This window comes from Paraburkholderia domus, assembly GCF_905220705.1.
Lineage (GTDB): Bacteria > Pseudomonadota > Gammaproteobacteria > Burkholderiales > Burkholderiaceae > Paraburkholderia > Paraburkholderia domus.
The window spans coordinates 65,394-80,972 of the sequence record NZ_CAJNAT010000001.1 but is presented as its reverse complement, the minus strand read 5'-3'; the positions used below and the strand labels follow the sequence as shown (position 1 = coordinate 80,972).

Below are 15,579 nucleotides of genomic sequence, written 5' to 3'. Positions count from 1 at the left end.
TTTGCTATTGTCGTTTGTTTTTCCGCCTGGTCTGCCGGCGCTGTGAGCCTTGGGTTCGCTGCCGGTTTGGCGCAGGGCACGGCGGGCAACTGCGTTTTCGCGCTACGACCACGATCCATGCACGCGCCAGGAGCGTGTGCAGAAAGGCGTTCAGTTACGCGCCCACTATTCCAGTCATGCCAATCATCAAACGACCGCATTCTTCAAATTCTCCGGCAGGTAATGACCGGGACGCCTACCACCGCACGCCAGGACGCAATGCCGCTTCGCGCGACGGCGAGGCAGGCCGCCGTTCGATCGGTGCGTCCATCACCATCTGGTTTGTCAGTCTGCTGGCGACGATCGCCGTGGTGGGCGCACTGATCGTCGGTTACGCGCTCGTGGTGATGGGGCCGCAACTGCCGTCGCTCGATGCGCTAACCGACTATCGTCCGAAAGTGCCGTTGCGGGTGTACACCGCGGATCACGTGCTGATCGGCGAGTTCGGCGAAGAGCGGCGTAGCATCGTGCGCTTCCAGGACATTCCGGACCAGATGAAGAAGGCGGTGCTCGCGATCGAAGACTATCGCTTCTACGAGCACGGCGGCGTCGACTTCATCGGCATTTTGCGGGCGGGCGTTTCCGACCTGATGCACGGCGGCGCCTCGCAGGGCGCAAGCACGATCACGATGCAGGTGGCGCGCAACTTCTTCCTCTCGAGCGAAAAGACCTATACGCGCAAGATTTACGAAATGATGCTGGCGTATAAGATCGAGCGTGCGCTGACCAAGGATCAGATCCTTGAGGTCTACATGAACCAGATTTATCTGGGCGAGCGCTCGTACGGTTTTGCAGCGGCCGCACGCGTGTATTTCGGTAAGGATCTGAAAGACATCACGCTGGCTGAAGCCGCGATGCTGGCAGGCTTGCCGAAGGCGCCGTCCGCATACAACCCGGTGGTGAATCCGAAGCGTGCGAAGGTCCGTCAGGAATACATTCTGAAGCGCATGCTCGAGCTGAAATACATCAGCCAGGACCAGTACGATCAGGCCGTCAAGGAAGAGATTCACACCAAGAATCCGGGCAACGAATACAGCGTGCATGCTGAGTACATTGCCGAAATGGTTCGCCAGATGATGTACGCGCAGTACAAGGACGAAACCTATACGCGCGGCCTGAACGTCACCACCACGATCGACTCGGCCGACCAGAACGCAGCCTATCAGGCAGTGCGCAAGGGCGTGATGGATTACGAGCGGCGCCATGGCTACCGCGGACCAGAAGGCTTCGTGGAACTGCCCGCACCGGGCGACGACCGCGATCAGGCCATCGACGACGCGCTCACCGATCACCCCGACAACGGCGAAATCATCGCCGCCGTGGTGACGGACGCGAATCCGAAGCAGGTGAAGGCGCAACTGGTCGACGGCACCGAAGTGACGATCAGCGGCGACGGCCTGCGCTTTGCAGCCGGCGCGCTCTCCGCGCGCGCGGCGGCCGCCACGAAGATCAAGCCGGGCTCGATCGTGCGCCTCGTCGCCGACGACAAGGGCAATTGGCAGATCACGCAGCTTCCGCAAGTGGAAGGCGCGCTGGTTTCGCTGACGCCGCAGGACGGCGCAATTCGCGCGCTGGTGGGTGGCTTCGACTTCAACAAGAACAAGTTCAACCACATCACGCAGGCGTGGCGTCAGCCGGGTTCGAGCTTCAAGCCGTTCATCTATTCGGCGGCGCTCGACAAGGGTCTCGGACCGGCCACGATCATCAACGACGCGCCGCTGTACTTCCCGCCGAGCACGCCGGGCGGCGATGCATGGGAACCGAAGGACGACGATCAGCCGGACGGTCCGATGCCGATGCGCCTCGCGCTGCAGAAGTCGAAGAATCTGGTGTCGATCCGCATCCTGTCGTTCATCGGCACCAAGTACGCCCAGGATTTTGTCACGCAGCGTTTTGGTTTCGACGCCGACAAGACCCCGCCGTATCTGCCGATGGCGCTCGGCGCGGGCCTCGTCACGCCGCTGCAATCGGCGGGCGCATATTCGGTGTTCGCGAACGGCGGCTACCGTATCAATCCGTATCTGATCAACGAGGTGACGGACGCACGCGGCGAGCCGCTGTCGAAAGCGCAGCCGCTGACCGCTGGCCGCGATGCCCCGCGCACGCTGGAACCGCGTAACGCGTACATCATGAACAGCCTGCTGCATTCGGTGGCCACGGCCGGCACGGGCGCGGGCACCAACGTGCTGCATCGTTCGGACCTGCAGGGCAAGACGGGTACGACCAACGACGCGAAAGACGGCTGGTTCGCCGGTTATCAGCAATCGCTGGTGGCGGTGGCGTGGATGGGTTATGACCAGCCGAAGAGCCTCGGCAGCCGCGAGTTCGGTGCACAGCTCGCGTTGCCGATCTGGGTCGAGTATATGCAGCGGGCGTTGCGCGGCGTGCCGGAAGCCGAGCCGGCGCAGCCGGACGGCGTGACCTCGGTCGACGGCGAACTGTTCTATACGGATATGACGCCGGGCAACGGTTTCGTGGCCAGCATCGGGCTGGATTCGGCGAATCCGACGGCCGGTGCGAGCGACGCAGTCGGCGGCGTCGGGCCGGCGGGTATGACGCCGCCGGCAGTGCCGCCGCCGAGCGTCTCGTCGAATGAAAAGAAGCAGATCATGGATCTGTTCGAGACAAACAAGCCTTGATGTCCCCGAATCTCCCAAGGGACTTCCTTCGGGGGGGGCGACTAGGGCGTAGAGAGCGTGTGCGGTCTGCCTCGGCCGCACACGCAAGTTTTTGAAAGGGCAGGGGAAATGGCTGCTTCGGGCGGATTCATCAGCGCTACTTGGGCGGCCCTCCGGGCAGATTTTGTGCCCGCCCGCCGCAGTGTGTTTTAATCACGTCTGCGGTGCTTTTATATTGGGTCCCATATGGACGTTCGATTCCTAAGCGGATTCGGCCTCCAGCACTGCTGAGTCTTGCTGTGAGTGAGGCGCCCATCTTCGAAAGCCGCGCCGCGCGAGACCCGTTTGACGCGCGCATGTCACTTCGCCCGTGGACAACTGTAAGGTTGCCGCGGCCGACGTGTTTGTCATCCAGCATCTACCGGGCCTTTGCCTCTTGAAAAGTCGAATACTCATCTGTCTGATGACAGGTCTGCTGCGCGTGTTTGCCTTCCTGCCGTATGGCGTTGTCGCGCGTATCGGCACCGGCATCGGTGCCTTGCTGTACCGGATTCCTAGCTCGCGCCGGCGCGTCGTGCATACCAATCTGAAACTGTGTTTTCCCGACATGAGTGACGAGGCGCGCGAACGTCTCGCGCGCGCGCATTTCTGCCATGTGATCCGCAGTTATGTTGAACGTGGGCCGCAGTGGTTCGGCAATGCGCAGTCTTTGGCGCGCCTTGTCGAAGTGGAGAGCGCGATCGATCTTACCGACATGCAGGGTCAGCCGACGATTTTTGTCGGCTTCCATTTTGTCGGTATCGAGGCGGGCTGCATGATGTATTCGACGCGGCATCCGGTTGCGTCGCTGTACACGCCGATGTCGAACCTGTTGCTCGACGCGATGGCCAAGCGGCAGCGCGCGCGTTTCGGCACGGAGATGATTCCGCGCAGCGATAGCGTGCGGAGGGCTTTGCGCGTGCTGCGCGAGGGTAAGCCGGTGATGCTGGCCGCCGATATGGATTTTGGGCTGCGGGATTCGGTGTTTGTGCCGTTTTTTGGCGTGCCGGCTTGCACGCTGACTTCTGTTTCGCGAATGGCGCGCGCTGGGAATGCGCGTGTGGTGCCGTTTGTGACTGAAGTCTTGCCGGATTATCGCGGTTATAAATTGACTATTTTTGATGCGCTAAGCGATTTTCCTTCGGATGATGTCGCTGTCGATGCGCGGCGGATTACCGAGTTTCTTGAGACGCAAGTGCGACGGATTCCTGATCAATATTACTGGGTTCATAAGCGGTTTAAGAACCGGCCGGTTGGGGAGGCGGGGGTTTATTGATGTTTTTTTGCGCGTGGCGCACTGGTTGGGATTTTTGCCTGCGCGGCGCTTGTTTGTCTGCGTGCCTATGGCGTTGGCCTTTCCTTGATTTGTTAGTGGTCTATTAGTGTTGCCCCTGTGCGGGGCGGCACTTACTTTCTTTGCCGCCGCAAAGAAAGATAAGCAGAGAAAGCGGCTCACACCGCCAGCTCATAAGCGGGTCCCCCGCACAGTTGCTGTAGTGGTGCATCTGGAATCTGTGTTCTCGCACATTCGAAGTTCGTGACACAGCAGTCATACTTCCGGCGGCGCTGCGCGCGCCGAAGCGATACTCCAACAGCCACTCGCCGTGCGGGCTAGCGCCCGAAATGTCTAAGCTCGATTTCGTTGCGCACTCAAGCACTTACCCCGGATGTCCAGGCGTTATCAACAGGCCTTTCAACAAAATCTGTGGATAAGGCGCCAGTCCGCAATTCGCCCGTCCTCTCGAACCGTGTGCTCGATCACCATTGCATCCACCCGCACCGCACGCAACAAACCGATCTGCATCAAACACTTACGCGCGTAGCCCCATAGTTATCAACAACCCTGTCAACATAAACTGGGGATAACGTTGATGTTTGGTGAGGCCTCCCAACGGCCTTCGCCGCGGCGAGATGGCATATTCAGCATCCCCTGGTTCATTCCGCACCGCACCCAGAAAATCCCGCGCGTTCAACGTGTTAGCCCGCTTGTCAGATAGTTTTCAACAGCCTCATCAACATAAACTGGGGATAAGTCCGCATCCGTCAGTACGGAATCCCAGGTTTAGTTGGACGCGCCCACGGTCGCCGCGGAAGCCGCTGGCACCGTAGCTGCCGCAGACGGCGTCGACTCCACCGGCGGATTGCCCATCGCCTGAAACAACGCCGCGGTATCCGTCAGCCGCGCACTCGTATAACGGATCTCATCGAGCTGCGCATTGCGAAACTGCTGTTCGCTCGAACGCGTTGACGCAATCGGTAACGCGCCCAGCCGGTAGCGCCCGCCCGTCTCGTCGAAAATCCCCTGCGCTGAACGCGCGGCGACGTTCGCCGCGTCGAGCGCTTGCGAGTCGTGCTCGAGCGCGGCGAGTGTATCGGCAACGTTCTGGAACGCGGCCAGCACGGTCTGCTTGTACTGCGAAACCGTAGCGTCATACGTGTCGACCGCCGCGCGGCGCTGCGCGAACAGTGCGCCGCCATGAAACAGCGGTTGTGACAATGACGCGCCAATACTCCATATCGCCCCCGCGCCGGACAGCGCCACCGGCCAGCTAAAGCCGCCTTGTCCCATCGACGCACTCAGCGAGAGGCTCGGGAACATCTGCGCCGTCGCGACGCCGACATCGGCCGCCGCGGCCTGCAAGGCGGCGTCCGCAGCCTGGATGTCGGGCCGGGTGCGCAGTAGCTCGGATGGCACCACGACTGACACCTGCTCAGGCAGATGCAGTTGCGCAAACCTTCGTCGACCAGCGCGTTCAGCGCCTCCGATTGATACAGCGTCCACCATTCGGACACGGGCTTCGCGCCGACCACGAATTGCTGAGTGATGCCTTGTGCGGGCACGGTTTGCGTCGATCGTGCCTCGCCGCCTTGGTGGGCCGACTGCAACATCGCGGGTTAGATATAGCCGCTGCGTGACGGAATTGTCATCCAGTCATCATTTTGGTGGAGACCGGGCTGGCTATATTGAAATTCGTTTTCGCGCATTTGCACGACGGTGATATTCAGTGCGAGGTCATGCCAGACATTGGCTGAGTAGCTTCGGCCGTCGCGATCGCCCGCAGATCCATTCCGAATTGCTCCAGCACCGCTGACGTTTCCGGTGCCACGTGGAGATGCCCGGAAGACGTTCCGATGACTCCGTGGCAATTCACCCGCCGCGGCTGAACAGCGCATATTGCTACCCGAATCACTTCTTCAAATCCGAGGTTGGTTATGCACAGGTATGCCGACAATGAGCGGTCACGCAAACGGCAAAATATCCGGAAGAACAAAAGAACGGCAAGGCGAGGCCGTACCGTTTCCGGGGCGAATTCAGCGGCCGACCTCATTGGGCAAAGCGGCGCATGGAACTTCGATGAATTCGACGTGGTGCCGTATTTGATGACGCAAATCCCCAGTTGGGCGGATTCAGGGTTGGCGTTAGACGTTGAACTGGAAAGCGGTTATACACAACGATTCGGCCCTGAGGGCAGCAGCGCGATCCGCGTCAGGTTGAGAAATGACCACTACAGCGCGGTGGTGAACGGCAAGGATGTGCTGGTGAGGGGCGATGGCAACTGTTTCTTCTATGCCGTCTGGGAGGCGTTGCAGGATGACAGGCATGAGACAGCCGCGCAGAGGATATTCAACGGACGGGAGCCCTTGACGAGGCACGAGGCCGCGCAATATTTCCGCGACGCAATCAAAGACTACGTAGAGCGGAATCCGGAGCGGTTCAGGGAAATAGCGGGCTCACAGCCTGATGTCGACGAAGCGGGCGCGGATATTTTCGTCGACGCGCCCGACAATGCCGAATGGCTACCGGAGCATTTTCTGCGTGCGCCAGACGCGTCTGCGTCGGAGCGGGCGGCTTCGACCGAACTATCCCGCACGCTCTTTCATGTCGGCAATCAGGCCACTGAATGGCTAGGTTATTCCGCGCTGACGAGATTCGTCTATCAACAGCTAGCCGCGTTCTCCCCGTTGCTGAGCGTCTACACGTCCTTCGCTGTCAGCGCATATCGTCTGGTGAATGCCTTGATCCGGCGCGATCTGCTGGACGGGTTGATGCAAACGCTCCTGATGCTCCCTTATCAGTTGCTGTCGCCGCAGACGTGTCTGTTTGTCCTCGCTGAGGAAACGAAGCGGTATATCGACGGCGTACTCGGAAGGGTGGATAGCGAAGTGATGAGTGAGGATGATGAGCATCAGCATGAAACGATATACATGTGGGTGGGAATAGCTGCGCTGATCACGCAATACCTCTATTTCTATCGCAGGGAAATGGCGTTCCCGCGGTCCGCGCTGGGCAAGAGAATGTTGGGCATGATTGCAGTGCTCAAACGCGCGGCACAAGGTTATGCGGTTTTGCAGACGCTTGTCGACGCGGTGCCTCTGGCGAGCACCACTGACGTGTATGACCCGCACGCTGAGGGGCATGATCCGCAGGCAGGCCGAATGCCCCTCAGTGCCGCGGAGAAGAAAATTCAGAAGCAGGAGAAACGGGCGCGAGTTGCTGCTGCCAAATCTGAACAGACCCGTTTGCGGACTTCGGCAGAAACTTCGGGTGGTGAATCCGCATCGCCAGCATCGACGCGTTCAACCGCTACCGACGCCACCGCGAGCAAGCCGCTCATTGTCGTGGGAGCGCTCGTCGCCAGCCACACGATCATTCACTTCGGTTCGGGCGATGCGGCCGCGATGGAGAACTCGGCTTTGCTGGTCAACGAAGATGCCAGTGTGATAGCGACATCTGCCGGTGTGCAATCACTGGTAAGGAAGAGCCCGCTCGCAGGTGCCGTGGTGGGCACGTTAGGGGCGGCGGCGGCGGCGGGGTACGGCCTCTATCGGCTGGTGATCTGGCTTGCGCAAAGCCACAGCGCCAAAGATATTCCGGAGGGTGTCAGTCATCTGATCAACGCGACATCCAGCGTACAAGGGGAAGCCTACGAGGCGATGGCGGGTGAGGGAGGCCGCACTGCGGTATATGGCACGGCGGACAGCTTGGTGAGTTCGGCCTTGCATGCGTCGGGGCATGCTGTTTCCGATACGGATGTAAACACGACAGGCCAAGTCCCCGTGTCGACGCAACTGACGACGGAAACCGCGTCGCAGAAAAATTCTGAACCGACCGCGGCATTGGGATCCGCATACGAGTTTCCGACACCGATGGGTGAGCGCGCCGATCAGCGCCCGCCGTCCGGCGTCGAACTCGAAGATATGGCGGACGATTTCATCGTCACAGTGACCCGGAGCGAAATTGATTTCCTGACGGTTCCCGACTCAGAACCGCCTGGCGATGCCGGTTTGACGGCGGAGGAGCGGGGTCTGATTTTGTACAGATCTGAACAGCAGGCGGCGAAAAAAACCCAAGGTGGGCAATCCGCACGAGTTCGGAATCGCAGGTCTGCGGAAGATGATGCGGGGGCTTCGAAGACCCGTGCCGTGACCAGCGAGCTCGATTCGTGGGTGCGGGAAAACTGGCTTGAGCGTGATTCGATCGTTACTAATCCTGCGGACGACTGGCGTGAAATTGACCGGAATATTTACAAGGACAAAAACGGGCGCGTTTGCCTTTACGTGGGCGGAAATTATTGGGAAATCCAACCCAAGGAGGTCTACGACGGAGAGTTAAAAAATGCGGCAACTGGAGACGGCTTGTCACTTCAACGATCCAGACCGGACTTCATTTGGGGGTTTACTGAAACAGATAGAAAAAGGCTGGGCTTCGGCGCGCTTCCCGAAGCCGATATACCGAAACCGGCAGTGGTTTCGCCTGACCTGGTCTCGTGGGTCGCTGAAAACTGGGGGGCAGGCAGTCTGGCCATGAAGCCGGGCGGCGTGCGGTTTTCGGATGGGCTTTATGAAGATGAAGACGGAAATCTGTTTCTAAACGTAGGCCGCTCATGGTGGCGGTTCAGTTTTATGGCTGACAGAAAAATCGGTAAAATACATAATCAAAAAAACGAAATTATCGATGTAAAGTTTGACGGCGTGGAGTGGCGCCAATTTAATGCCGACGACAGGAGGGGGCAGGGGGTTGCAGGCTTGCTAAAGAAAGGTCACGTAATCGAAGGTCTCTTCAGTTATAAGGTGTACAGTAATGATTCAAATTATCAGCTGAAAAAAATTATACAAACTGTTTTGGCCGGAAAGGATGAAATCAAGTATTCAGAGCTTCTGTTCGATGTAAGAGATCAACTTGATGGGTGGTTTGCAAAAGAATTTAAAAATTTTAAATCTCAATTAATCGCGGAAATAATGTTGGCGAAGAGTGAGGTGGAAAATCGGATTGCCCATCTGAGCTCTTCTGGACGTGATGAGAATTCGGAAGACTGGCTAACCTTGTGGAGTTATTATAATTCAGAAGTTCAGATTCCCATGTTCCAGGAATACCGAAACTCGCTTTCCTTGAGATGGGTCGACGAAGATGCCTTCGAGGAAGCATTATCAACAACAGAAGATAACAGTAGATATGTGTCATTTCGGCGTGACGTTAAGAATCGGATCACCCGGCTGGATACTGAGATGCTGGATCTGGAAGAGAGAAATGGATTCATATTGGCAGGTTTAGCGCCTCAGGAAACCAAAATGAAAGCCCTGCAAGACAGCCTGGATGAAATAATCGACGGGCATGTTTCGGCCAGTTTTTTTGGTGAGGAGCAAATCTACGCAATAAACGCCATTAATGCGGAAATAGAATCTCTCAAGAAAAAATACGGTCTCGATAAAGCTGGAATCGCTAGCGGAGTAGAGAAAATACAGGCTAAAAGAGAAGAAATCCGGAGTCTTGAGCAGAATCTTGAGGATTACAATAATGACGTGCGACTCGAGGAAGAGAGGCTCACTACTTACAGACATGGAATCGCATTGGCCAGGCAGGATATTCTGGACGTCTGGTCGAAGACTAACTCCGCTGAGGATTTTGCCTCCTGTTCGCGGGTAAGCCGCGTTGCATATCTTTATTCACTATTCAAGCAGTCTTCCGTGCGGATGAAATTGCTGGGTGACGAGCGAGCCAACTACACTCAGAAGGATGTGGAAGAGTTGGACGCATCCGACGTGGCAACGAAGTACCTGTACGAATTCTTTTCGCTTACCCAAAATTATATCAGGATAGTCTCAAGGTTAGATGTATCTGAAATTAATAAAATAATTCTTCACGGTGATTATCGCGATATTCTTGCTGCTCAAAGAGAGGCAGTCATATTCTATTCTGAAAATTCTGATACTCCATTGAAAGGAGTGTCCGGTCCAATTGCATTGGACGCTTATTATGATTTAAGTAAGTCTGATGAGAGTGTTGGGCGGGATTTGATAAGTGTGGCGGCAGTAATTTACGCTATTATGAAGGATTTGAAAATTTCGGCCGACTGCAGAGAGATACACTCTGACCGGATTCTTGTGAAATTTCTGTCTGACAAGAAGGCGATGGGCCCATTGGGAACTATTGCAAAGAAGCCTGAAGGGTATATCTCTCTCTGGGATTTCAAGAGTAGTGATAATTTTTACACGCAGCAGGAATTTACGGACCAGTTTGCCAATTATGTCGACCTGTTTAGCAAGCATGAGGCGGATTTGATATCGACGTCGTTAATGATATCGTCTGGTTTGACTGCCGCGCAAATCTACGGGAATTTCAGAAATTTTTATAAATTAAAATTTTGGGATGTGTTGGGCGGCTCGGAAGTTCCGGGTGGACTGGCATTTGTCAGATTGGAGAATTACGATTGGCTGCTGATTGCATGCTTGCCGAATGCGATGGTTGCCAAATATATTGGTAACCGGGAGATGGGTGAAAATGTATATTTAAAATCTATAAGGGACAATCCTTATCGCAGACAGCACGAGGGGAATAATGCCTGGTTTGATCTGTATGATTATGATTTCAATATGAATTATCCGGACGAAAATATTACCAAGGAAAGGAATTATGAACGGTGGCACGACTTAAGGGATAAGCTGATTGTTCCTCTTTTGGGCGAGAACAGTTTTTCTAATGAAAACGATAGGCCGTTGGTGCTTTTTTCTTACAAGTCGTCAATGTCTGAGATAACTGAGGGTCCGTTGCTTTCTGCAGTCAGGGATTTTAGTCATAAAAATATTAAAGAAATTGCGGAGGCGTCAAAAAGCGTCTTGTATAAGCCGTCGTTCTGGCAGCAGCTTGCGTTATCGTTCGTGCCATTTTATGCAGAGATTTATTCCAGTCAGACCGACAGAAAATATACGCCAAATGTGAGTCAACTTATATTCGACAGTCTCACAGTCTTTGCGGCGCTTGGCTCGACGTTTTTGTCCGCGGTGAGTTTGACCCGAGATATGCTTAACCGGATTGCAAAAATGGTATGGACGGCGCGAAAGACTGGCTTATCCGGTGGGCCATTAATCATGACAGTCGTAAGGGAATTGCCGCGTTTAGGCTTGATGACGGCTGGAGAGAGCGCCCGTATTATCGGGTGGGGATTATATGACCTGCTCGAGCCGGTTCCGTTGAAAACGGCATTCGGTCCGGTTTTCAACGGATTGGCGAAGCTGCCGAAGTTTAAAAATGGCGCCATGTTGAATGATGTAGCAGACACAGTATTCGGTCCGCCTCCGGTGAATGCGGGTGAATTTGGATCGATAAATAGTAAGTGGCAGAGAAAAGATATTACTTTGGATGGAATGATTGAAGGTGGCGGTCCGTTTGATAGCGGCATCTACAGCAAGCCAGTTTCAGGAAGTTCCATATCAGAAAACTCTTTTAATTACATTGAGATCGATCGCGCAGTCTATCAGGTGCGCTGGGATAATTATGCCAGTACTTGGCGGGTGATAGATCCCGCTCATCCAAAACGATTAAATCATGCAGTTCCAGTTAGATTGGATGATGACCGGCGTTGGGTTGTACATAATGGTTCTCCGACACAACGGAAGGTTATGTCCCCTGTGCCAGAAAATAAAAAAATGGAAAGACTAAAGCGTGGGGACGTACAGCCGTTGATGGGTTCGGGATTGTTATTTGGCGAAATGCCTGATAGCCCGGGTATTGATTTTGACTTTGTGCGAAGTGACTCGATCATAGAAACAGCGGCATTGTCGCCGCAAAAATTTTCGATGGCAGAAATCGATAAAGCCGACGGACGGTTGCGCGGGGCTATTGAGGTATGGGGAGGTGGACACGTCACGTCCAAATCCAGAAATGGTCCCGTTATGGGTTTGTGGGGAGATAAAAATTTGCTTGATGACAATGTCAAGATAATCGAGATTTCCAACGGTCAATCAGGAACAGTTGGAGTCCGCATCTTGCTTGAAGAGATACAGGAAGGACATCCGATTATCATTTCGGCTGGTGAATTGAGCGGTTGCACGATGATTTATGCCGTGGATGCGGATTACTTTTATGCTTTTCATTTCGGGCAAAAGGCGGGAGATAGTGACTGGCTAACAAGTCGCGATGGCGCAGCAAGTTTTTATAAGGCTCATCTTTCCCTTGGGGGAAAGCCGTTTACCGGTTTGCGGATCAATAACGGGATATTGACTGACGACCACGGGGCACCGCTTCGGGGTAACGACGCGCTGGTTGATATACTGTCAAATTATCATAAAAGCACGATTAACTACTTTGGAAAATATGCGCCTGATGGCACGAGTACCCGAACGACGAAAGTGAAGAGTAACGTAAATCAATTCGATTATAATAGAATTGATCCGGTGTCGCGTGATCCTCGGGTAGGAATCGCGTATGCGCTGCTGACGAAAGACAGAGGTAAAGTAAAAGTTTCGACCTATTCCGAAGATATGTCGATTGGAGCGCGTAAAGAGAAACCCGACTTCAAGGTGCTGGCGAATTCAGATTGTACAATTAAAGATTTTGACGAAAAATTTGATGCTCGAAAAATTGAACCAGTCAGGCGCATTGATGAATCTACCGTGCCGCGCGGAGAGATGGTTGATCATATCAGATCACTTCTGAATCTTGCTTATGAGCACAACGGGAACATCGCGGGTTTTATAAATTCTCAAGTCGACAATTCGATGGGCGCAGTAAGAAGGTTGTGGGATCTTTTAAAAGGTCGAGAAAATAGTGAATTCGTAAAGAGTTTTGACGTTAAGGGAATGCCGCAGGAAAAAGCTGAGCGTATTGAGGAGCTTCGGGATTTTATTAGCGACCCGAGGGTATCGGTCTATATCCGGGCTATTAACTATTGGGAAGAGGGGGGTATCGAATGGGTGAACGGGAGGCACTTCACGCTCATACTGGACGCTACCAATGTCAAGTTTGTGCTGGACCCTACTGCTGGCCAATTCGCTAAATTTGACATTACCGGTCCTCTGCTCGAAGTCGAGGAAGAGTGGGTCAGCATTTACCAGACAGGATTTGCGAATACGGAGGCAACCGTCAAATACAAAGATTTTCCGTCGTATGAGGCGGCGTTGGCATTCAGCCCGCCTTACCCGGTTGATGCGCGGACTTTTGTTGACGATGCTTTTTTGCTCAGAGAGGCCGACTGGTATGGCCAGGCGGGCGCCGGCCTAGCTGACGTGGCGCCGACTGTGTCCGCTTCGACCGTGGTTCAGCCCGAATCTACGCCGTCCGCTAACGACCGGGCAACGTCGCACGATAGCGATCGGCCGCTTGCGTCTATGTCGACGCCGGGCGCCGATCAGGGCAGCGGTGCGGTGTCGTCGCCCGCGCAAACCGGCTATGGGCGAGCGGAGTTGCGCGACACCACGCTTGCCGGTGGACTGATTCACTTCTTCTCATTCGATAACGGCCTCGCTGACGCGATTACGCCGGGCGTATCGCTGCGACCGTTCGGCAGCCTGTCGACGACGACCGAAGTACAGATCGACGACAATTTCGATGGCAAGGCGTTGCAGGTGTCGTCGCTGAATAACGTAAGGAGAGCGGTGAACCGTTTGAAGCTCGTCGATGACGTCAGCGCCCACCCGCAATTCTCAATTGGGTTCTGGTTCAAATCTGACGGTGTGCAGCACCATGCGCCCATTCTGTGCAACAAGGACTGGGGCGCGGCCCTGAATCCCGGCTTCGTGATTGATCAGCAAAACACAGGTTTGTTGAAGTTCAATGTTGCGGACGGCAGCAAGCGTGTCGATGGGTATATTCCTTTCACCATCAACGCGTGGGTTTACGTAGCAATAGCCTTCGACACCATCGCGCGGACTGCCACCGTGTACGTGGGCGACCCGTCGCGTGGTTTGCAGACAGCGACGTTGAGTCTGGACGGCATGGACATGAGAAAGCTTGTCGGTGTCCACTCGACCATCGGCCTTAACGAGGACGCACGGGGCGACTATTACTCACGCTACGGTCGTGCTACCGGTACGATGGCCTTCAACGACCTCGCTATGTGGAACAAGGCGCTCGCGCCGGAGCAGGTGCAATTGTTATTCACCTCGGGACGTTCCTTATCGACGTTCCTGCAGAGCTAACGCCCGGACGGGTCCGACTCCACCGGCGGATTGCCCATCGCCTGAAACAACGCCGCGGTATCCGTCAGCCGCGCACTCGTATAACGGATCTCATCGAGCTGCGCATTGCGAAACTGCTGTTCGCTCGAACGCGTTGACGCAATCGGTAACGCGCCCAGCCGGTAGCGCCCGCCCGTCTCGTCGAAAATCCCCTGCGCCGAGCGCGCGGCGACGTTCGCCGCGTCGAGCGCTTGCGAGTCGTGCTGCAGCGCTGCAAGCGTATCGGCAACGTTCTGGAACGCGGCCAGCACGGTCTGCTTGTACTGCGAAACCGTAGCGTCATACGTGTCGACCGCCGCGCGGCGCTGCGCGAACAGTGCGCCGCCATGAAACAACGGTTGTGACAATGACGCGCCAATACTCCATATCGCCCCCGCGCCGGACAGCGCCACCGGCCAGCTAAAGCCGCCTTGTCCCATCGACGCACTCAGCGAGAGGCTCGGAAACATCTGCGCCGTCGCGACGCCGACATCGGCCGCCGCGGCTTTCAAGGCGGCGTCCGCAGCCTGGATGTCGGGCCGGCTGCGCAGCAGCTCGGATGGCACCACGACCGGCACCTGTTCAGGCACATGCAGTTGCGCAAGATCGAGGTCGTCCGGGGCAGCGTCCGGCGTGCGGCCAAGCAGTACAGCCAAAGCATGACGCGTCGTTAGCCATTGTTGCTTCAAGCCCGGCAAACTCGCGGACAGGCTCGCCGCACTTTGCTGTGCGCTCAACTGATCGGCGTGTGAGACCGCGCCCAGTGCGTAGCGCCGTTGCGTGTCGCGCGCCTGATCGTTGGCAATCGTCACGAGCCGTTCGGTTGTCTCGATCTGCGCATGCAGCGCGGCGCTCGTGATCGCCGCCGTCACGATGTTGGCGGCCAGCGCGCGGCGCGCAGCGTCGAACTGATAGGCCTGCACGTTCACGCGAGCAGCAAGCGCGGCGTCGGCTAGACGCGCTGCGCCGAACAGGTCGAACGTGTAGTGCGCCTGCAATTGGCCGACGAAGATGTCGTACAGGAACGTATTCGGACCCGCCTCGGGGATCGCTAGCGCGCGATTGCGGGTGGCCTGGCCGCCCGCGTCGATGGTTGGCAGCATCGAACTGCCGATCTGTGCGCGCAGTTGCTCGCGGGCGGCGGCAAGGCTCTTGTCGGTGGCGGCGAGCGTCGGGCTGTTGCGCAAGCCTTCGTCGACCAGCGCGTTCAGCGCCTCCGATTGATACAGCTTCCACCATTCGGGCACGGGTTTCGCGCCGACCACGAATTGCTGGGTGATGCCTTGCGCGGGCACCGTTTGCGTCGGCTGCGCCTCGGCGCCGTAGTGGGCCGGTTGCGGCATGGCGGGCGGCTCGCCGTTCGGGCCGAACGAGCAGGCGGCCAGCGCCAGTGCGGCGGCGCTGAGAAGCGTGAGGCGCAAGTGTCGAGGGAATGCAAAGGTAGCCATGA

At 56.1% G+C, this 15,579-nt stretch carries 4 protein-coding genes and 1 pseudogene; 3 read left to right on the top strand and 2 right to left on the bottom strand.

The genetic code is table 11. The features are described 5' to 3' along the window. Window positions 1-176 precede the first annotated feature (176 nt). Together KHO31_RS00320 and KHO31_RS00315 are read left to right on the top strand one after the other, a co-directional pair. Entirely contained in the window at window positions 177-2,678 is a 2,502-nt protein-coding gene (locus KHO31_RS00320; protein WP_201081962.1) for a penicillin-binding protein 1A, read from the top strand. Window positions 2,679-3,093: 415 nt separating this feature from the next. Then, window positions 3,094-3,972 carry a lipid A biosynthesis lauroyl acyltransferase gene (locus KHO31_RS00315; RefSeq protein ID WP_201081959.1) on the top strand — a complete coding sequence of 293 codons (879 nt, stop codon included), beginning with the start codon at window positions 3,094-3,096 and terminating at the stop codon, window positions 3,970-3,972. A gap of 786 nt (window positions 3,973-4,758) precedes the next feature. Here the strand turns inward: KHO31_RS00315 and KHO31_RS00310 are convergent. Next, a pseudogene (locus KHO31_RS00310) lies at window positions 4,759-5,427 on the bottom strand (TolC family protein); the annotation flags it as partial. 482 nt (window positions 5,428-5,909) lie between these two features. On the opposite strand from KHO31_RS00310, the gene KHO31_RS00305 reads away from it, so the two are divergent. Continuing rightward, window positions 5,910-14,111: a cytotoxic necrotizing factor Rho-activating domain-containing protein gene (locus KHO31_RS00305; RefSeq protein ID WP_211622454.1), complete on the top strand. Its 8,202-nt coding sequence runs from the start codon at window positions 5,910-5,912 to the stop codon at window positions 14,109-14,111. Here KHO31_RS00305 and KHO31_RS00300 read toward each other — a convergent pair. Further along, a complete protein-coding gene (locus KHO31_RS00300) occupies window positions 14,108-15,577 on the bottom strand; it encodes an efflux transporter outer membrane subunit (RefSeq protein WP_201086549.1) in 1,470 nt (489 codons plus the stop codon). The genes KHO31_RS00305 and KHO31_RS00300 overlap by 4 nt on opposite strands. Between the last annotated feature and the right edge of the window lie 2 nt (window positions 15,578-15,579).

Coding starts and splice junctions, on each gene's coding strand:
- KHO31_RS00320 (WP_201081962.1), top strand. CDS start 177: ATGCCAATCATCAAACGACCGCATTCTTCAAATTCTCCGGCAGGTAAT.
- KHO31_RS00305 (WP_211622454.1), top strand. CDS start 5,910: ATGCACAGGTATGCCGACAATGAGCGGTCACGCAAACGGCAAAATATC.
- KHO31_RS00300 (WP_201086549.1), bottom strand. CDS start 15,577: ATGGCTACCTTTGCATTCCCTCGACACTTGCGCCTCACGCTTCTCAGC.